Origin of the sequence: Alicyclobacillus sacchari (genome assembly GCF_004366795.1) — a bacterium.
Lineage (GTDB): Bacteria > Bacillota > Bacilli > Alicyclobacillales > Alicyclobacillaceae > Alicyclobacillus > Alicyclobacillus sacchari.
Window position 1 is genome coordinate 122086 of the sequence record NZ_SORF01000006.1, and the last position, 18563, is coordinate 140648.

15 protein-coding genes, 3 tRNA genes, 1 pseudogene and 1 riboswitch are annotated in these 18563 nt (G+C 60.2%); of the genes and pseudogenes, 3 read left to right on the forward strand and 16 right to left on the reverse strand.

Annotated elements, in window-relative coordinates; translation table 11 throughout:
• The first annotated feature begins 104 nt into the window (after positions 1-104).
• On the forward strand, positions 105-719 hold the full coding sequence (wrbA, locus tag C7445_RS08005; protein WP_134159552.1) for an NAD(P)H:quinone oxidoreductase: 615 nt from the start codon (positions 105-107) through the stop codon (positions 717-719).
• A 57-nt stretch (positions 720-776) separates the two neighbouring features.
• Here the strand turns inward: wrbA and C7445_RS08010 are convergent, their stop codons facing one another.
• The gene (locus tag C7445_RS08010; protein ID WP_134159553.1) at positions 777-1670 is read right to left on the reverse strand and encodes a 3-hydroxyacyl-CoA dehydrogenase; all 894 of its coding nucleotides are present in this window, start codon (positions 1668-1670) and stop codon (positions 777-779) included.
• Between the two features lie 178 nt (positions 1671-1848).
• Between C7445_RS08010 and C7445_RS08015 the strand changes: the two genes are divergently transcribed.
• Positions 1849-2136 carry a HesB/YadR/YfhF family protein gene (locus tag C7445_RS08015; protein WP_166669051.1) on the forward strand — a complete coding sequence of 96 codons (288 nt, stop codon included), beginning with the start codon at positions 1849-1851 and terminating at the stop codon, positions 2134-2136.
• Between the two features lie 183 nt (positions 2137-2319).
• Here the strand turns inward: C7445_RS08015 and C7445_RS08020 are convergent.
• From C7445_RS08020 to serA, 6 genes are all read right to left on the reverse strand, one after another.
• Positions 2320-2394, reverse strand: a tRNA-Thr gene (locus C7445_RS08020).
• A 13-nt stretch (positions 2395-2407) separates the two neighbouring features.
• Positions 2408-2484 (reverse strand) — tRNA-Met (locus C7445_RS08025).
• A gap of 53 nt (positions 2485-2537) precedes the next feature.
• A tRNA-Ser gene (locus tag C7445_RS08030) sits at positions 2538-2630 on the reverse strand.
• A 65-nt stretch (positions 2631-2695) separates the two neighbouring features.
• Positions 2696-3802 (reverse strand): HAD family hydrolase, encoded by a 1107-nt coding sequence (locus C7445_RS08035; protein ID WP_134159555.1) that lies wholly within the window; start codon positions 3800-3802, stop codon positions 2696-2698.
• Between the two features lie 12 nt (positions 3803-3814).
• Entirely contained in the window at positions 3815-4894 is a 1080-nt protein-coding gene (serC, locus tag C7445_RS08040) for a 3-phosphoserine/phosphohydroxythreonine transaminase (protein ID WP_134159556.1), read from the reverse strand.
• A gap of 62 nt (positions 4895-4956) precedes the next feature.
• A complete protein-coding gene (serA, locus tag C7445_RS08045; protein WP_134159557.1) occupies positions 4957-6546 on the reverse strand; it encodes a phosphoglycerate dehydrogenase in 1590 nt (529 codons plus the stop codon).
• A gap of 64 nt (positions 6547-6610) precedes the next feature.
• Positions 6611-6693, reverse strand: a riboswitch (ZMP/ZTP riboswitch).
• A 206-nt stretch (positions 6694-6899) separates the two neighbouring features.
• Between serA and C7445_RS08050 the strand changes: the two genes are divergently transcribed.
• Positions 6900-7583 carry a Glu/Leu/Phe/Val dehydrogenase family protein gene (locus C7445_RS08050; protein ID WP_424922998.1) on the forward strand — a complete coding sequence of 228 codons (684 nt, stop codon included), beginning with the start codon at positions 6900-6902 and terminating at the stop codon, positions 7581-7583.
• Positions 7584-7637: 54 nt separating this feature from the next.
• Here the strand turns inward: C7445_RS08050 and C7445_RS08055 are convergent, their stop codons facing one another.
• The 9 genes and pseudogenes from C7445_RS08055 to C7445_RS08095 all read right to left on the reverse strand — a co-directional run bounded on the left by C7445_RS08055 (position 7638) and on the right by C7445_RS08095 (position 18481).
• The gene (locus C7445_RS08055) at positions 7638-8396 is read right to left on the reverse strand and encodes a 3-hydroxyacyl-CoA dehydrogenase (protein WP_134159558.1); all 759 of its coding nucleotides are present in this window, start codon (positions 8394-8396) and stop codon (positions 7638-7640) included.
• Positions 8397-8428: 32 nt separating this feature from the next.
• The gene (locus C7445_RS08060; RefSeq protein WP_134159559.1) at positions 8429-9607 is read right to left on the reverse strand and encodes a thiolase family protein; all 1179 of its coding nucleotides are present in this window, start codon (positions 9605-9607) and stop codon (positions 8429-8431) included.
• A gap of 4 nt (positions 9608-9611) precedes the next feature.
• Positions 9612-11261, reverse strand: coding sequence for an acetate--CoA ligase (locus tag C7445_RS08065; protein ID WP_134159560.1), 1650 nt, complete (start codon positions 11259-11261; stop codon positions 9612-9614).
• 36 nt (positions 11262-11297) lie between these two features.
• Positions 11298-12368, reverse strand: coding sequence for an enoyl-CoA hydratase/isomerase family protein (locus C7445_RS08070; RefSeq protein WP_134159561.1), 1071 nt, complete (start codon positions 12366-12368; stop codon positions 11298-11300).
• Positions 12369-12386: 18 nt separating this feature from the next.
• Positions 12387-13829, reverse strand: coding sequence for a CoA-acylating methylmalonate-semialdehyde dehydrogenase (locus C7445_RS08075; protein ID WP_134159562.1), 1443 nt, complete (start codon positions 13827-13829; stop codon positions 12387-12389).
• 24 nt (positions 13830-13853) lie between these two features.
• On the reverse strand, positions 13854-14744 hold the full coding sequence (locus C7445_RS08080) for an NAD(P)-dependent oxidoreductase (protein WP_134159563.1): 891 nt from the start codon (positions 14742-14744) through the stop codon (positions 13854-13856).
• Between the two features lie 7 nt (positions 14745-14751).
• Positions 14752-16560: an acyl-CoA dehydrogenase family protein gene (locus tag C7445_RS08085; RefSeq protein ID WP_243835056.1), complete on the reverse strand. Its 1809-nt coding sequence runs from the start codon at positions 16558-16560 to the stop codon at positions 14752-14754.
• 149 nt (positions 16561-16709) lie between these two features.
• Positions 16710-17017, reverse strand: a pseudogene (locus C7445_RS08090) (ISLre2 family transposase); the annotation flags it as partial.
• Positions 17018-17236: 219 nt separating this feature from the next.
• Positions 17237-18481 carry an aspartate kinase gene (locus tag C7445_RS08095; protein ID WP_134159564.1) on the reverse strand — a complete coding sequence of 415 codons (1245 nt, stop codon included), beginning with the start codon at positions 18479-18481 and terminating at the stop codon, positions 17237-17239.
• Positions 18482-18563 lie beyond the last annotated feature (82 nt).

Consider the following 18563-nt stretch of genomic DNA (forward strand, 5'->3'; position numbering starts at 1 on the left):
GCCGTATGATAGCTCTCGCATGATGTTCTTACAAATTGTAAGTATGTTATGTAAAGAGAGAAGTTCTGCGGAGACAGACAAAGAGACTTGGAGGGAATGACAACATGGCGAATGTCAAGCTCGCAATCATCTATTACAGTTCCACCGGGACCAACTACCAAATGGCACAATATGCCGCTGACGCGGCGCGAGAAATGGGTGCCGACGTCAAGGTGCTGAAAGTTCCAGAACTTGCACCCCCGGAAGCTATCGCTTCGAACCCAGCCTGGCAGGCGCACCACGACACGACGCGCGATGTTCCCATGGCTTCGGCAGCCGATGTCGAATGGGCAGACGCTATCATCTTCAGTGTACCGACTCGCTTTGGCAACGTACCGTCGCAGTTTAAACAGTTCATGGATACGCTCGGCGGCCTCTGGGCCCAAGGCAAGACGGCGAACAAAGTCGTGAGCGCAATGTCGAGCGCACAGAATCCGCACGGCGGCCAAGAAGCAACCATCCTGGCGCTGTATACGTCGATGTACCACTGGGGCACCATCATCGCAGCACCAGGCTTCACGGACGCATCCGCGTATACGTCCGGCGGCAACCCGTACGGGACCAGTGTTACGGCCCGCGAGGACGGCGTGATCGATGAAGGTACGATTGCAGCCATCAAACACCAGGCTCGTCGCACGGTCACCGTTGCACAGTGGATCAAAGCTGGGCAAGCGCAATAAGATGGATAGAAAAACCCGTGCAGGTATGGTCCCGCGCGGGTTTTCTGCTAACACGTTTTAGCTTTTGAGGAAATCCGGATCGCGAAAGCGTGGGTGTGGATAGCGATAAAATCCCTCGCCCGACTCGTGCCCAAGTTTACCAGCGTCGATCATGTCTTTGAGTTTGCCAGCTAGTTGGTCATATTCTCGTTTTCCCGCCTTCGCTTTCCCACTGGCGATGTTGTATGCTGTACGTACGCCAACGGTATCGAGGATGGCAAACGGTCCTTCCGGCGCCCCAGTGGCAATCATCCACGTCTTATCGATCGTCTCCGGATCCGCCACTCCGTTCACCCACAACATCTGTGCGGCTTCCAAAAAAGGCACAAGCAGCGAATTTAGAATATATCCGGGCTGCTCCTTATAAATCGGCAAGGGCACCATACCAATGGCCTTCGCGAAGTCGATCACGTCCTGAAATACCTGCTCATCCGTTCCTGGGTGCCTCATGATTTCTGCTGTATTGTGCACCCAAATCGAATTTGCAAAGTGTAAGGCAAGAAACTTGTTCGGGCGACCCGTTGTCTCAGCGAACTGGCTTGGTAGCAAGGTCGACGAATTTGTCGCAAAAATGGTTTTCTCCGGAGCCACCGTGGCGAGCTGCGTATAAAACGCCGTCTTGATGTCCGGTACCTCAGGCACTGCCTCGATGACGAGATCGGCTTGGGCGACAGCATCCTTCAAATCTGTGAAGAATTGAATTCGTGCAAACGCCTCATTCACCTGTGCCTCGGTAGCGCCCAAATCGCGCTGATACGCTGGCTTCAGGCCAGAAATTCGATCTTTTGCTCGTTGAATGGCCTCGTCATTGACGTCGTATAAGTACACCTCAAAACCGTGGAACGCCGTCTGGTAGGCAATTTGGCTGCCAAGCACGCCGCCGCCAGCCACCATAATGTTGTGAAAATCCATCAACAGTCCCCCTCTCCTAAACGCTTCCTCATCATGGTACAATGATTTGAATACGCGAGGCAACGCTTGGCCCGCAAAGCCGCCAACGTATCCATGATACACCCTGAAACGTCCGGTAAACGGACTTCAAGGTGAACTGCACACCTATCATGATGAAACCTTAAAGGAGGAGATACATGTGAAAATTGTGATCGATCCGCAAGCCGCGAAATGGATGGAATCCGCACTCAAAGTAAGAGAAGGAGACGGTGTCCGCTTTAAGGTACGATACGGCGGCCAATCAACCATTCAGCCCGGATTTTCCCTGGGCCTGTCCGCCGAGCGCCCGGCCAATGTCGCAGCCAGCGAACTGCGAAACGGCAGGTTATATTTTGTACGTGACGAGGATGCATGGTATTTCGACGGAAGAGATTTATATATCGACTACCTGAATGACGAGGATGGTGTCGATTATCGAATCGAATAAGAACGCGCCTGTGCCGCTTTCCAACGTAGCCACCATAACAGCGGAATACACCCCTCAACACAGAAAAGCGTGTTGCAGGCACACAACTTGCCATTTCCGCACACAAGTCGCACACAAAATGAAAATGAGGCGGATCCCACGCAGGATAACCGCCTCAAAGGACCCTCACCACGGCCCTTCTTATGGAGCCACCTGTCGGATTCGAACCGACGACCTGCTCATTACGAGTGAGCCGCTCTACCCCTGAGCCAAGGTGGCATGAAAATTGGCTTGGTAGCGGCGGAGGGATTTGAACCCCCGACACCACGGGTATGAACCGTGTGCTCTGACCAACTGAGCTACGCCGCCATCCTCTATACAGAGTTGTTCGGCCAGCGGTGTCACTGGCCGAACCATCTATTTGGCGGAGAGAGTGGGATTCGAACCCACGAGACGGTTTTACCCGCCTACACGATTTCCAATCGTGCTCCTTCGGCCAACTCGGACATCTCTCCACAACTGTCATCGCGTGTCGCGCGACAGTTGATATATTAACACGGATCGCTATGGTTCGCAAGACTTAAAACAACGACTTGATACCAAGCACGTTTTGGAAGATATAGTCCGCGCCCAGACGTTCAAACTTCGGACGTGCCCCTTCTCCTTCAAGTCCTGTCAAGACCGCTGCAAATGAGGCGCCAAGGCGCTGGGCTGCAAGTCCATCCGCAATCGAGTCCCCTACAATGAGAACCTTTTCCTTGATATTGGATAACGGCAGTTCGCAAGCCAAGAGACTCTCTACGTCGTGATCGCCCGTCAACGAACGGAGGTAGGAAAACGGATGAGGCTTCGATAGCGGACGAGCCGACGGACATTCGTCCTCCGCTGCAACGACATCAGAAGCGGTGGTGACATGAGCGAGATCGAAATGTTGCAGCCACCCGAAATGCGTGAGTGGGACATGTGTCTCGATTTGCGGCCGTCCTGTGGCAATGCCCATAGCCACACCCTTATGCTTCAACTCAGTGAGCAATGCCGAGAGCGCATCCGGGGCGACGATGGCGTACTCACTAGTGAGAAAACCTTGCTTGCCCGTGGTTTTGCCAGTATAGCCATCGCCCAGGTACCACGCTTGGAAGGTGGCTTGACCAATGTTCCAGAGATCGTGCGGATCGCCATGTGAGCAGTGTTGCAGTAGTGCCTTGGCCGCCGCATCCATAAGCTCCGCGCGCGACTGGCATCCCGCATAGACCGTATCATACGCGTCCCAACGGACAGTGTGTTCCACTCCCATCGCGCGTGCGCTGTCGCCGATCGCCCGTAGGGCCTCGACCGTCCATCCGTCTGCCAAGGCGTTCGCCACGCGCTCGGCGAACTCGCGATGATTCACGCGATTTCGCAGGAGCACATGCAGTTCAGCGACAAAGACGAAATACACCATGTCCCAGTTCGCATTCACGCCGACATTTTTGAGGCGCTCAAGCACCTGATCGCGCTGGAACACGTCCTTGCGGATTTGGCCGATCACGCCATCATCCGGGGTCGGCGAACATGCGGGCGAAATCGAGCGCATGCCGAGGAACGATGGGCTTGTCAACAATTCGTGCACCGTCAGCGCCGAAGCATCAAAATACCGTTCCTCGCTCAACATCACACCATCGATATCGAACAAAACCGTCGTAAACATCTGAACCCCCCATCAGCCGTTACGGCGCGCAAAATCTTGCATAAACTCAGCGAACCGCAGAGCGGCTTCAACCGGCACCGCATTGTAGAGCGAGACGCGCACGCCCCCCACGGTGCGGTAGCCCTTGACGCCCACAAAACCGCGCTCGGCAGCTTCCGCGAGAAACAATTTGGTCAGTTCGTCATTTGGGAGACGGAACGTCACGTTCATCTCGGAACGAGCTCGCTTTTCCGCATGGCCGAGGTACAGATTCGGATGTGTATCGATTACGTCATACAACGCGGCCGCCTTTTTCCGGTTGCGTTCGACGATGCCGGCCAAGCCACCGGTCTCTTCGACCCATTGCAACACGCATGCCATCACGTAAATCGCAAAGGTCGGAGGCGTGTTGTAGAGCGAGTTGGCTTTCGCATGGGTGCTGTATTGCAGCACGGTGGGCACGTCCTGATTTGCCGTTGCCAAGAAATCGTCACGCACGATCACAACGGTAACGCCGGACGGTCCGATGTTTTTCTGAGCGCCCGCGTAAATCAAGGCAAATTCCTCAACTTGAACAGGCCGCGAGAGAATGTCGCTCGACATATCCGCAACGAGAGGAGCCTTCGTTTTTGGCAGCGATCTCCACTGCGTACCGTAAATGGTGTTATTCGACGTGATGTGAACGTAGCGTAAGGATGGATCATCCCCAGCGATGGACTCAGGGATATCCCGATACCCCCCCTGCTTGGCCCAATCGTCAACGATTAACTCACCATACCGACTCGCTTCGTCCGCCGCCTTCTGTGACCACGTTCCGGTCAACACGTATAGCGCCTTGTCGGCGGGTTTTAGGAAATTCATCGGCAACATCGCGAATTGCAGACTCGCGCCGCCCTGTAAGAACAACACCTGATAGCCATCAGGAATCCCGAGCAACCGCCGCAGACGCATCTGCGCATCATTGTGAATCGCTTCATACTCCGCGCTGCGATGACTGAATTCCATCACGCTCATACCCGTCCCGCCATAGTCGGGCAGTTCCGCTTGAATGCGCTCGAGTACTGGCAACGGTAAGGCCGCCGGCCCTGCGTTAAAGTTGTCCGCTCGTTTCACGAACCCCACTCCTCTATCTGTCGTTCTTGCGACACCCTGTGACCTATCGACCGCCACTTGATTTACAGCTCAATCGCACGCACCATGCGGATACCATCGTGAGAAGAAATTTCTTCGATCACGTCATTGGGCACGCTCTTGTCCACTGTCAACAGCATGACCGCTTCGCCGCCCGTTTCGCGGCGCCCCACCTGCATGCCAGCGATATTGATTTCTGCGTCGCCAAGCAACGTCCCGATGCGCCCAATCATACCAGGCTTATCTTCATGCCGCGTATAGACCAAGATGCCCTCAATCGGCATATCGATGGGATACCCGTCTAATTCGACAATGCGCGGACCTGATTCGCTGTACAGCGTACCCGCGACACGGTGGCTACCCATGTCGGTCGCAAACGCAATGGAGATTTCATTGGTATACACACGCCCGCGCGACTCGCGCACTTCCTGCACGCGCAAGCCGGCATCCTCCGCGTAGCGCAAAGCATTCACGTAGTTCACTTCACCACTGTATTGGAACCCGAAAAAGCCTTTCAGGACCGTTCGCGTCAAATAACCGCCATCCGGATCCGCAGCATCACCCGCGTATGTGACTGTCATCTGCGACGGTGCTCCTTGCGCCAGTTGTGCAGCAAACAACCCAAGTTGCTCCGCGAGGGCCAAGTACGGAGCCAAACGCTCTTTCTGACGCGGGCTCAGACTCGGGAGGTTGACCGCGTGCTCGAAGGTGTCATCGCGAAGGACTTGTACAATCTCTTCCGCCACTTGGATAGCGACGTTCTCCTGTGCCTCAACCGTCGACGCGCCAAGGTGCGGCGTTAGAATCACATTCTCACATTCGCGCAACGGGTGGTCCAGGGCCAGCGGCTCGCTCTCGAACACGTCAATTGCCGCACCTGCTACCCTGCCAAGCTTTACAGCGTCCGCCAATGCGCGCTCGTCGATGATGCCACCGCGGGCACAGTTGATGATTCGTACACCTTCTTTCATCATGGCAATCTTACCCGCATCGATCATGTGGTGTGTCTCTTTCGTCAGCGGCGTGTGCACCGTAATAAAGTCAGCTGCCCGAATGGCGGCATCGAGATCCGATTTCTGCACGCCGAGGCTCTGCGCTCGTTCTTCGGTCAAAAACGGATCGTATCCCAGCACCGTCATGCCAAAGACCTTTGCACGCTTTGCTACTTCCGTGCCAATGCGACCCATACCGAGAATTGCCAGGGTCTTTCCGCGAAGTTCAACGCCAACCCACTTCTTGCGGTTCCAGTTGCCCGCGAGCAAGTCCCGATTGGCCGCCGGAATGTGGCGTGCAAGACTAATCATCATGGCGAAGGTGTGTTCGGCGGCGGCAATCGTGTTGCCATCCGGTGCATTGATGACAAGAATGCCGCGGCGCGTGGCAGCCTCGAGATCGATATTGTCAACACCGACACCCGCTCTGCCAATGACTTTGAGTCGCTTTGCGGCAGCAATCACCTGTTCCGTGACAGTTGTCTGGGAACGCACCACGAGTGCGTCAGCATCCTCAATTGCAACGAGCAACTCAGATGGAGACAGCCCCGTCTGAACATCGACAGTGGCATCAGGCAAAGTCGACAACACATCGATACCAGCGCTTGAAATGTCATCTGTTACAAGAATTTTCGTTGTCATTCGAATTCTCCTTACCACTCCGGCATGTACAGCAACGGCCGCTGAGACTTTTACGCAAAACGCGTCAAAGTGCCCAGGCGGCCGGCAACTGTATACATCGCACTCCCCTGTGGTCAATCCCACAATCCGCCAGTTATGCGACGTCCGTGTCTATCTGTTCTCACAATGTAACGATGAATCAAGAATAACACATGCGCTCACTTTCACACAATACAGACTACTGTGGAGTCCGTGTCAAGTTGTCGTAGGGGAAGACCTCACCGCTAAGGTTGAGTCAGGTAACCGTGGCTGAAACCCTGGCGAGCTCACGAAGCACGTACTTCCCCCATGGTCGATCCGCATGCGGACAGGACATGGACCTCATTCACCTCGCGACGCCGTACGTGTGCGGCATCTCCCCAAGCTACGGTTCGAGCGGCAACCCCAGCGGCATGACCGCGCTTGGCGTCTTCCGCGGGATCCAGGCGAGCGCCAAGTACATGTATGGCACCGACGATCTCGTCGGGCGCCGCGTCGCCATTCAAGGACTAGGAAGCGTCGGATGCGAACTGGCGCGCCTGTTGCGAGTGGATGGGGCTAACCTGCTAGTGGCCGACGTCACCCCTCTTCAGGTGGAGCGGGCGGTCAACGAATTCGGCGCACAGCCGCTCTCTCCTCAAGACACCCTGAGCGCAGAATGCGATATTCTCGCCCCATGCGCCCTGGGTGCCGTGTTGAACGACGAGACGATTCCAAGGCTCCGGGCGCAGATCGTCGCGGGATCGGCGAACAACCTGCTGGCCCAGGAGCGACACGGGGGCATGCTTCACGAGCGAGGAATTTTGTACGCGCCGGATTATGTCATCAACGCGGGTGGATTGATCAACGTCGCGGACGAGCTCGAAGGCTATCATCCGGATCGCGCGCGGTCGAAGGTCGAGCGGGGCATCCCGACGCATCGGGCCGCCGATGAGATGGCAATGAAGCGGATCGAGACCCTGCGGCAGGTGCGAAGCACGCACCTGGGTCACCACGAACCGGTGAGGCGCGGGCGCTGACCCGAAAAAGTGCGAGGCGCGGGGACCTACCCCGCGCCTTTCGTATCCGCCCATTCACCTGGGTTGCATGCGCAACGCCCCGTCTAGGCGGATCACTTCGCCGTTCAACATCTGGTTTTCCGCGATGTGGCGGGCCAAGAGCGCGTACTCGCGCGGCCGCCCCAGCCGCTGCGGGAACGGCACCTGTTGCCCGAGCGACTGGCGCGCGGCTTCCGGCAGGCCCATGAGAAGCGGCGTCTCGAAGATACCCGGCGCGATGGCCACCACGCGAATGCCGTACGCCGCCAGTTCTCGCGCCGCGGGCAGCGTGAGCCCGACGATGCCGCCCTTGGACGCCGAGTAGGCTGCCTGGCCAATCTGACCCTCGTACGCCGCAATCGACGCGGTGTTGATGATGACACCTCGCTCACGGTCTTCCAGCGGCGGCGCCTCAGCAACACGCGCGGCCACGAGCCGCATCACGTTGAACGTGCCGACGAGATTGACCTGGATCACGCGCGCGAAGCTCTTCAGCGAGTGCACGCCGCGCTTCGAGAGAATCTTCTCCGCCGTGGCGATCCCGGCGCAGTTCACGGCGCCCCTCAGCACGCCGCCCTCCGCCGCTTCGTCCACCGCGCGGCGCACCGCGTCCTCGTCCGTCACGTCCACCCGGAAAAACTGGCCGCCGATCTCCTCCGCGACGCTCCTTCCGCGATCCTCCTGAACGTCAAAGATGGCGACACGCGCGCCGGCCTCGGCAAACGCCCGAGCTGTCGCTTCTCCGAGCCCGGACCCACCACCTGTCACAATGAACGTCGCTCCGTCAAGTTTCATCCCGCAACCTCCTTGACATGACACCGCAGGTCTCACCCATCGATCCGCTCGATCACGGTCGCGTTCGCCATGCCTGCCCCTTCGCAGATGGCGATGAGTCCAAAGCGCCCTCCGCGATCCTCGAGCGCGTTCAAGAGCGTCGCCGTAATTCGAGTCCCCGTCGCGCCGAGCGGATGTCCGAGCGCGATGGCGCCGCCGTTGACGTTCACGCGATTCCACGGCGCGCCGATCTCCTTTTGCCACCCTAAGACCACGGGCGCGAACGCCTCGTTCACCTCGAACAGATCGATGTCTTCGACCTTGAGCCCGGCGTTCTGCAACACCTTCCGCGTCGCCGGAATCGGACCGGTCAACATCGTCACGGGGTTCACGCCCACCACGCTGAACGCGACAAACCGGGCTCGCGGTCTGAGCCCGAGCTTCTCCGCCGTTTCTCGACGCATGACGAGTGCTGCGCTGGCTCCATCCGAGATCTGGCTCGCGTTGCCGGCGGTAATGAGCTCCAGATCGGGGAAGGCCGGCTTCAGCGACAACATCTTCTCGAGGGACGTGTCCGTACGAATGCCCTCGTCCTCTTCGAACCTTCCCGACGACTTGGCAAGCGAAAGCGGCACCGGCGCGATCTCGCGCCGAAACTTCCCTTCGCTCCTGGCCTTGGCCGCCAATTGATGGCTCCGCAGGCCGAACCGGTCGAGATCCTCCCTGGAAAAGCCCCATTCCTTCGCCAAGAGCTCAGCTCCGAGCGCCTGATCGAAGAAGGAACGGTTGTACTGGCGCATGTGATAGCGCGCCTCCAGCGATTCCGTCATCGGCGTTCCATAGACGCCGATGGAAGACATCATCGGTACGCTCGACATCGCCTCGACGCCACAGGCGATGGCGATCTCGTACGCCCCGCTCATCACGCCCTGCGCGGCGAAGTGGAGCGCCTGCAGGCTTGACCCGCACTGACGATCGATGGTGCACCCCGGCACCGACTCCGGCAGCCCCGCCGCGAGCCACGCGTTCCGCGCGATATTGACCGCCTGATCGCCGATCTGCGTGAGGCACCCTGCGATCACGTCGTCCACCGCCTCTGGAGGCAACGGATTCCTCTCGACGATCGCCCGCAGGACGTGTCCCAACAGATCGACGGGGTGCACGTCCTTCAACGCGCCGTTTCTGCGCCCGATTGGCGTACGGACGGCGTCGACGATCACGGCTTCGTACATGATGTCACCCTCCCTGCTCCTCGTTCAGCTTGCGGTGCCGCTTCCACTCGCGCTCCCGCAGCTCGACGCGGCGAATCTTCCCCGACGTCGTCTTCGGCAAATCCTCCACAAACTCAATTGCGCGCGGATACTTGTAGGGCGCAGTGATCCGCTTCACGTGCTCCTGCAGTTCTCGCACCAGCGCCTCGCGTCGCTCGCCGTCGGATGCCAGCTCTCGGTGCAGGTTGGCATCCTTGAGGACGACGAACGCCTTCACAATTGCACCCCGCACCTCATCCGGGCTCGACACCGCTGCGCACTCGCGCACCAGCGGATGTTTCACGAGCGCGTCCTCGACCTCAAACGGCCCGATGGTGTATCCGGCGCTGATGATGATGTCGTCCGCGCGGCCGCTGAACCACAGATATCCGTCCTCGTCTTTCTCCGCGCGATCGCCCGTGATGTACCACGCGCCCCGAAACTGAGCCTCGGTCCGCTCGTCGTCTTTGTAGTAACCCCGGAAGAGAGCCGGGAAGTCTCGCCTTACCGCGATGTCCCCCACCTGGCCCGGAGGAAGTGGCCTGCCCTCTTCGTCGACGATCTCGACGGCCCCTTCGACCGTCGGCAGCCCCATCGAACCGGGGCGCACCTCCGTATCGACGCACGTCGCAACGAGAAGCGTGTTCTCCGTCTGCCCGTAGCCGTCGCGCACGGTGACCTGAAAATGGCGGCGGAACGTGTCAATGACCTCTCGGTTGAGAGGCTCGCCCGCGCTCACCGCCTGGCGCAGCGACGAGAGGCGAAACCGATCGAGGTCGTCCACCTTTGCCATCATCCGGTATTCCGTGGGCGTCGCGCAGAGCACATTGACCGCTTCGTCGTCGATGAGCCGAAGAAACGTCTCTGCGTCAAATCGGCCACCGTAGTGGAAGCCTGTGGCGCCCGACATGAGCGTGGCGACGAAGGGGCTCCAGATCCACTTCGCCCATCCGGGCCCGGCGGTGGCCCACACCACGTCGTCGGGCTCAATGCGGAGCCAACGCTTCGCGGCGATGTGCCAGTGCGCATACGCCCAGCCGTGGACGTGCATCACGCCCTTCGGGTAGCCCGTTGTCCCGGAGGTGTACGACAGGAAGGCGAGATCGTCCCGACGCGTCGAGAAAATCTCCCATTCCCTGGGCGCGGCGCCGCGCACAAGGTCGTCATACGCCAGCCAGCCTTCGCGCGGGCCCTCGACCACCACGCGCAACTGAATCCGTGGCGCCTCGGCAATGGCCGCTTCGGCCCGATCCGCGAGCGCCGCGTGGGCGATCACGCCCTTAGCCTCCGCGTGCCGCAGGCGATAGGCGATGTCGTTCGGCATGAGCAACTCCGACCCTGGCAGAACGACGGCGCCGAGCGAGAGGATGGCGAGATACACGGCGTACGTCTCCGGGCGGCGCGGCATCAAAACCAGCACCCGGTCGCCTTTTCGAAGGCCGAGATCGTGAAGAGACTGCGCCAGACGTAGGGACTCGCGGCGAAGCTCTCCGTACGTCAGGGTCCGCTTCGCCCCGGTTTCCGAGCGCCACACGAGCGCGCGCCTCGACTCGTCCCGATCCAGAATGGCACTCGCGATGTTGAACACGTCTGGCGCCACAAGCTGCGCAAATGCGGCGGTTTGGGATGGCTCCATCTCACAACGCTCCTCTCGAGGAAGCTCTACGGGCGCTCAATCGGCAAACGGAATGGAAAGATGGGCAATGGGTTCAAAAAACGCCTCCACTTCTTCGGCCGTCACGCTCGCCAGATCGGCGTGGCGCCACTTGGGGCGCCGGTCCTTGTCGACGAGCTGGGCGCGCACCCCTTCGACAAAGTCGCCCCGGCGAATGAACTCGAGGGCGAGGCCGAGATCGGTCTCTAGGACCTCGCGGTACGTCGCGTTCCGTGCGCGGCAGAGCGCCTCGAAGGTCACCGCCAAAGAGAGCGGTGAGCGCTGGCGCAGGATCTCGAGCACCTGCGCGGCAAACGGATCGCTCGAGGATCCCTCCCGCAAGCGCGCCAAGATGTCGGAGAGCGACGGGCTGTCGAAGTACATCTGCACCCGCCGGAGAAAGTCCGCGACCTCCTCCGATGGTCGGTGCTCTACGGCCAGCCTTGCAGCCAACCACCTCTGGAGTTGTTCCGCGGTTTCTCCCTGTTCACCCCGCTTCACAAGTTCCGCCTCGAACGACGGCCGCTCGTCGCTCGGAAGCCAGGCGTTGGCCACGCCCGCCGTGAGCAGCACATCGGCCCCGACGGACTCGCCCGTGAGCGCCAGATAGTGTCCGAGGCCGCCTTCCATCCGGCTGAGCGCATAACACATGCCGACGTCCGGAAAGAAGCCGATCCCGGTCTCGGGCATCGCGAACCGCGTGCGATCCGTCGCGATCTTCCACGTCGCGCCATAGGTGAGCCCGACCCCGCCCCCCATCACGACACCGTCCCACAGGGCGAGCACAGGCTTCGGAAACCGCGCGACGCGATCGTCGAGCGCGTACTCCTCTGAGAAAAACGCGGCCGCGGTCTCGAGGTTTGGCTCATCCTTCGCGTCGTACAACGCCCGAATGTCGCCGCCAGCGCAGAAGGCGCGATCTCCTTCGCCGTACAGCACCACGAGTTCAACGCACGGATCCTGCGCGATTTCGTCCAAATGGCGACGAAGAAGGCGGATCATCTCGAGACTGAGCGCGTTCAACTGCTTCGGCCGGTTGAGCCCGAGCCCAACCACCGTACCTGTCTGGCGAAACAAGACTCTGTCCATAAGCCACCTCGCTCCAACTCAAATCCAACGCGTCGAGACAACCTTCCTTCGCGTGAAAAACTGGACGAGTTCCTTGCCGTTCTCGCCCGTCACGCCGTAGAAGGAATCCTTGTGTCCGCCGAACGGGAAGAAGGCCACAGGCAGAGGCACGTTGACGTTGATGCCGACCATGCCTGCGTCGATTCGATCGCGAAACACCTGTGCGGCCTTGCCCCTCTGCGTGTACAGGATGGCGCCGTTCGCGTAGCGGGAGCGATTCGCGATGGCGATGGCCTCGTCAAGATCGCGCGCTCGTACGACGCTCAGCACGGGGCCGAACAACTCCTCCTGCCAGACGCGCATCTCGGGCGTCACGCCATCGAGCAGGCACGGGCCGAGATAAAACCCTTCGGGATGTTCGTCGATGGCTGGCCGTCCGTCCACCACGAGCCGGGCGGACATGGCGGCCTCGTCGACGTACGCGCGGACGCGATCGCGATGTTCCTTCCGAATGAGCGGCGTGACGTCCACACCTTTCTCAAAGCCGGGGCCGATCTTCATACGCCGGGCGCCCTCCGCCAGCCGCTCCACAACTTCATCCGCAACCGAGCCGACAGCCACGACGACGGACGTGGCCATGCAGCGCTGTCCGCCGTTGTGGAACGCGGCGCGCAGAATGCCGTCGATGGTCGGCTCGAGAACGGCATCCTCCAGCACGATGGCGTGGTTTTTCGCCCCCGCGAACGCCTGCACGCGCTTCTGGTGGCGCGCAGCCGTCTCATACACGTAGGCGGCCGTCCTCGTCGAACCCGTGAAGTTCACGGCGACAATCTTGGGATGGGACAGGATGGCGTCCACGGCTTCCTTGCCGCCGTTGACCGCCTGAAGCACGCCCGGGGGCAGTCCCGCTTCGTGGAACATCTCCACCAGGCGAAGCGTGGTCATCGGCGTCTGCTCGGACGGCTTCAAAATCAGCGCGTTGCCTGTGACGACCGCCCACCCCATCACCCACAAGGGGATCATGGCCGGGAAGTTGAACGGCGTGATGCTGGCGACCACGCCTAAGGGATACCTGTAGTAGGTCTGCTCCAGCCCCTCCGACACTTCTGCGAGCGATTCGCCCATCATTAGCGTGGGCGCGGAGAGCGCGTGCTCAATCCCTTCGATGCCGCGATCCACCTCGGCCTGCGCATCCAGGTAGCTCTTTCCGTGCTCCGTTGTGATCATCTTGGCGATGGCGTCTCGCTCCGCCTTCAGCTTCGCCAAGAAGTCGAACATCACCCGGGCCCGCTTCGCGACGGGCACCCGGCTCCACGACGCAAACGCCCGCTTCGCACCCTCCACGGCCCGCGCCACATCGGCGTGCGTCGAAAGAGGCGTCTCGGCGATGACTTCCCCAATCGCGGGATTGTACACCGGTACGGCGTGTTCGCTCTCAACTTCCGCCCAAGTTCCATTCACATAGTTGTTGAGACGGCGCATGCAGATTCCCCTCTTTCCAGGCGATCACGCCCGCGGTTCGTTCTTGACATCCTGGATGTAGCGGTACATCGCGGCCATGTCGAGACCGGCGTATCCTCGCTCCGCGGCCTTTTCGTACATGCCGATCAGCACGTCGGTCATCGGCAACTCAAGGCCTTTGGCCGCGGCCATGTCCTTGGCGAGGTGCAGATCTTTAATTAAGAGCCTCGTGGTGAAGCCGGGCTCGTAAAAGTCCTTCGAGATGAACAGCTTCCAGTTGCGCTCGTAGATTCGGCTCTGCCCATAGCTCACGTTCAGGATGGAGAAGAGCTGCTCCAGGTCCATCCCCATCTCGCCTGCGAGGGTAAGCGCCTCGGCCACCGCGAGCGTGTAATACCCAATGAAGTAATTGTTGACGAGCTTCACGACCGAACCGGCGCCGACGTCCTCACTGATGTGAAACACGTTTTGGCCGATGAGGTCGAGCATCGGCTTCGCGCGTTCGAAAGCCGCTCTCGCCCCGCCCACCATGACGGTGAGCGTTCCGTCCACCACTCGTTCGACGCCGCCCGACACCGGTGCACCTAGATAGTCGATGCCACGGCTCGCGAGCGCCTCGGCGACTCGATGGTTGACCTGAGGCGACACGGTGCTGAAGTCGATGACCAGTTGGCCCGAGCGTCCCTCTTGCGCCACGAGTTCCCCGAACACCTGCGTCACCTCGGCAGGACCCGGCAGGCTCGCGCACAACACGTCCGCCGCGCGCACCACGTCGAGGACGGACTCACAAGCCTTGCCCCCCTCGCTCGCGAACGCCTCCCGAGACCGCGGCACGACGTCATAGCCGTGAACCTCGTACCCGCCTCTCACCAGATTCAAGCTCATCGGCAGTCCCATCTTGCCGAGCCCCAAAAATCCAACCACCGGTTTTTCCATGGGCCTCTCACCTCACCCTATCCAATACGTACTCTGCGATGGCCTGAAGTTGGCCGATCTCGTCCGGATACTCCAAGCCATCAAGTTTCACACCGACGTGCCGAGCGGCCTCGAGGAGCGGCGTGAAACCGTAGCGAACTGCGTCCGCCCAGGCGACGGCGGCGAATTCGGCGCCGAGATCGCGCGCGGGTCCTCGCGCGTCCGCGGCCAGAGCGACGCGCACGAGCGAGGACTCGAAGGCGTACAGCCACATCTTTGCATCCGCGAGGCGGCGCACGATCGCCTGCTGATCGATGAGTCGCGCTCCCTCACAAGCGAGTGCCGCCTCGACCACGGCGTCGAACCCAACCCTCATGGCCCGAAGGGCTTGCTCCGCCCCCTCGAGCGTCGAGCGAAGGCGACTGCCTGGCAGGTGGGCGGCCAAGGACAGAGATGCCGCAGGCGAGGGGGACGATGAGCCGCCCGATGAACAAGCGCTTGCTTCACGAGCGCGAGCATGAAGCAGGTCCCGCACGACCGCCAGTCGATTGATCTCGTTCGTCCCTTCAAAAATGCGCGTGATTCGCGCGTCTCGGTACATTCGCGCGATCTCGTAGTCCTCCATATACCCATAGCCGCCGTGGATCTGGACCGCCTCGTCGATGATGAACGCCTGAACCTCCGTGGCGAGCACCTTGTTCAGCGAACACGCAGCGATGCACGACGACAGGGCCGACGACACGCCGCGCACTTTCTCCTCCGGCTCGAGATCCGACCGGAGCGCGAGATCAAGTGCCCTCTTCTTACCTGGCGCGAGTTCGCCCGCTGCTCGATACGCCGCGCTCCGCGCCACAAAGTATCGCGCCGCCATGTAGCCGAGCTTTTCTCGGATCATGCCAAAGGAGGCGATGGGCACGCCGAATTGTCGGCGCTCCTTGGCGTACGCCGCGGCGATCCGAATGGCTCGCCTCGCTTGCCCCAGGGCGTACAGCGCCATCTTGTGCCTCGCCAAATTGAGAACGGAAAGCGCGATCCGGTGTCCGTGGCCGGGCGCGCCGAGCAGGGCCGACTCCGGCACCTCCACGTCATCCAGGATGAGCGAGGCCGTCGGGCTCGCGTGAATGCCCACCTTGTGCTCCTCCTTGCCCACGGAAACGCCCTGTCGATCTCGATCCACGACAAAGGCGGTCATGCCACGATCGGCGAGCTGTGCGAACACGACGTACACGCCGGCCACGCGCGCATTCGAGATCCACTGCTTTTGCCCCGACAACACGTAGCATCCGCGCGCTTCGTCGCGGCGCGCGCTGGTCTTGCCGTGGATCGCGTCGGAACCCGCATCGGGCTCCGTGAGCGCGTACGACGCGATGACTTCGCCGGCCGCGAGCTGCGGCAGGTACGACGCGCGCTGCGATTCGTCGCCGAAGTAGAGAATCGGATGAAGCGCAACCCCGCTGTGAATGTTTATGGACACACCAAATCCTGCCGTTTCTCCCAGCGTTTCTGCCACCAGGAGAGACGACAGCGGATCCAGTTCCAGCCCGCCATACGCCTCCGGAAGATCGACGCCAATCAGGCCCAGTTCCCCGGCCTTTCGATAAAGCGCTTTCAGGGCGCCGACGTCTCCCGCTTCCAGCGCCTCCATGCGAGGAAGCACATCTCGCTCCACAAAGGAACGCGCCGTCTCCTCGATGAGATCGTGTTCGTCGCTTCGGCGCTCCGGCGTAAGCGCGCTTTGCGGACCCGGGTGAAATTCTTGGGTGACATCCACCGTGCGATGCATCCCCTTCCGCGGAGCCGCATATGCAAGCGATTTCAAATGGGCCGATATGCTCAACCGGCCTCCCCCTTGCTCGGCTCGCGCACAACATTATGCAATCATTGTATAGGTTCACTATATCCCGACGGAGACCTGAAGCGCAAGGGATCCGGCGCAGTCGTCCGTGTCAAGTTGTCGTAGGGGAGGACCTCACCGCTTAGGTTGAGTCAGGTAACCGTGGCTGAAACCCTGGCGAGCTCACGAAGCACGTACTTCACCCATGGTCGATCCGCTTGCGGACCGACCAATGCTGGCATGTCTTTTTCCAGCCAAGTCGCCGCTTCTTCGACCCGTCTCGCGTTTCCGCCTCGTTCACTGGCTTTGTCTTCACCGGCACTTCCGCCTGCATTTCCGAACGAGAAAGCGTGTTTGCCCGCAGAGGCTCGTGATTGGCGCGCGTTGCAATCAGCCGCACTAACGCATCCGCCCCTGGCTTGCTCCAACGTGCCCCATGGCGCTTCATCCGTCGCGCCATCAAGAATATCTAACATGAGAGACCTCACCTCTTCATCCGCGCTCCAACGCGGTTTGTTTTTGTGCTCAGTGAGGGTCTCTTCTCTTTGTCCTCGGAAAATCCTCCCGAAAATAACCCCTACTCAAACTTCATACGCTCTACTGTGGATCGTTTCGACAGAACATGAGCCACCCTTGGCAAGTTCCAAGGGTGGCTCATGCAGTCACGAACTCGTTGTCGTTATCGTTCGGCGTTCGTCAGCGGTGTCACCGTATCCGCCTCGACGAATGTCTGATGCAGTGCCTGTACGGCTTTTTCGACGAGATGTGCCGGAATCACACACGACACCTTGATCTCGGATGTGCTCACCATGTGGATGGGCACCTCGGCGTCGCGGAGCGTGACAAACATCTGAGCGGCCACGCCTGGATTGCTAATCATGCCCGCACCGACGATGGACACCTTGGCAAGCGGCGCCTCCCGCTCAATTTTGTGAAACCGCAAGGTCGGTTGCAGGGACGAAACCACCTCCACAGCGCGACCGAGATCAGACTCATTTACCGTAAACGACACGTCAACCGCGGACGCATCGACGACGCTTTGGACGATCACGTCGACGTTGACGCCGTTTTCCGCCAACGATGAGAAAATCGCAGCCAATGCGTGTTCCTCAAGCGGCACCCCGACGACCGCCAAACGTGCAACATGCCGTTCAAACGCAATGCCGGTCACTACCCGCCGGCCCTCCATCCGATTCTCTGTCATCGCCACGACGTTCGTTCCTTCCCCTTCCGTAAAACTAGAGCGCACGACCAATTGTACCGCGAAATGTTTGGCATTTTCGACGGCACGCGGGTGCAAAACCTGGGCACCGAGGTTGGCCAGCTCCAGCATTTCATCATATGAAATGTCATCCAGCTTCTTCGCGTTTGGTACAACGCGCGGATCTGTCGTATACACGCCATCGACGTCGGTATAAATCTCGCAAACGTCCGCACCAAGTGCCGCAGCCAACGCCACCGCCGACGTATCCGATCCGCCGCGACCAAGGGTTGTCACCTCGCCGCCGGCGATTCCTTGAAAGCCAGTGACAATTGCTACAATTCCCCTTTCGATCAAGCTTTGCAACGTCCTCGTGTCAATCTGCGAGACACGCGCGTTGCCGTGAACCGGTTCCGTCGTGATTCCCGCCTGCCACCCAGTGAGCGACTTGGCCTGTACACCCATTGCCAACAGCCGCATTGCCACCAGCGCTGCCGACACCTGCTCGCCCGTTGCGAGCAATTGATCCATCTCGCGCAGATCCGGGCTGTCGACCAATTCGGCCGCCAAGTCGACCAATGCATCGGTGCTGTGTCCCATGGCCGAGACGACGACGACGACAGCATGTCCCGCCCTCACGGTAGCCGCAATTCGGTCCGCAACAGCGCGAATCCGTTCCGTGGATCCGACCGATGTGCCGCCATATTTCTGTACGAACAGCACGTTTCTCCACTCCCTGTTTCAAGCTGCCCAGCTATTTTAGCTATCATACCGTACAACTGTGCACACGCGAAAGATCGGCGGA

Coding starts and splice junctions, on each gene's coding strand:
- C7445_RS08055 (WP_134159558.1), bottom strand. CDS start 8,396: ATGAAACTTGACGGAGCGACGTTCATTGTGACAGGTGGTGGGTCCGGG.
- C7445_RS08070 (WP_134159561.1), bottom strand. CDS start 12,368: ATGGACAGAGTCTTGTTTCGCCAGACAGGTACGGTGGTTGGGCTCGGG.
- wrbA (WP_134159552.1), top strand. CDS start 105: ATGGCGAATGTCAAGCTCGCAATCATCTATTACAGTTCCACCGGGACC.
- C7445_RS08010 (WP_134159553.1), bottom strand. CDS start 1,670: ATGGATTTTCACAACATTATGGTGGCTGGCGGCGGCGTGCTTGGCAGC.
- C7445_RS08060 (WP_134159559.1), bottom strand. CDS start 9,607: ATGTACGAAGCCGTGATCGTCGACGCCGTCCGTACGCCAATCGGGCGC.
- C7445_RS08065 (WP_134159560.1), bottom strand. CDS start 11,261: ATGGAGCCATCCCAAACCGCCGCATTTGCGCAGCTTGTGGCGCCAGAC.
- C7445_RS08035 (WP_134159555.1), bottom strand. CDS start 3,802: ATGTTTACGACGGTTTTGTTCGATATCGATGGTGTGATGTTGAGCGAG.
- C7445_RS08075 (WP_134159562.1), bottom strand. CDS start 13,829: ATGCGCCGTCTCAACAACTATGTGAATGGAACTTGGGCGGAAGTTGAG.
- C7445_RS08080 (WP_134159563.1), bottom strand. CDS start 14,744: ATGGAAAAACCGGTGGTTGGATTTTTGGGGCTCGGCAAGATGGGACTG.
- serA (WP_134159557.1), bottom strand. CDS start 6,546: ATGACAACGAAAATTCTTGTAACAGATGACATTTCAAGCGCTGGTATC.
- C7445_RS08050 (WP_424922998.1), top strand. CDS start 6,900: ATGGACCTCATTCACCTCGCGACGCCGTACGTGTGCGGCATCTCCCCA.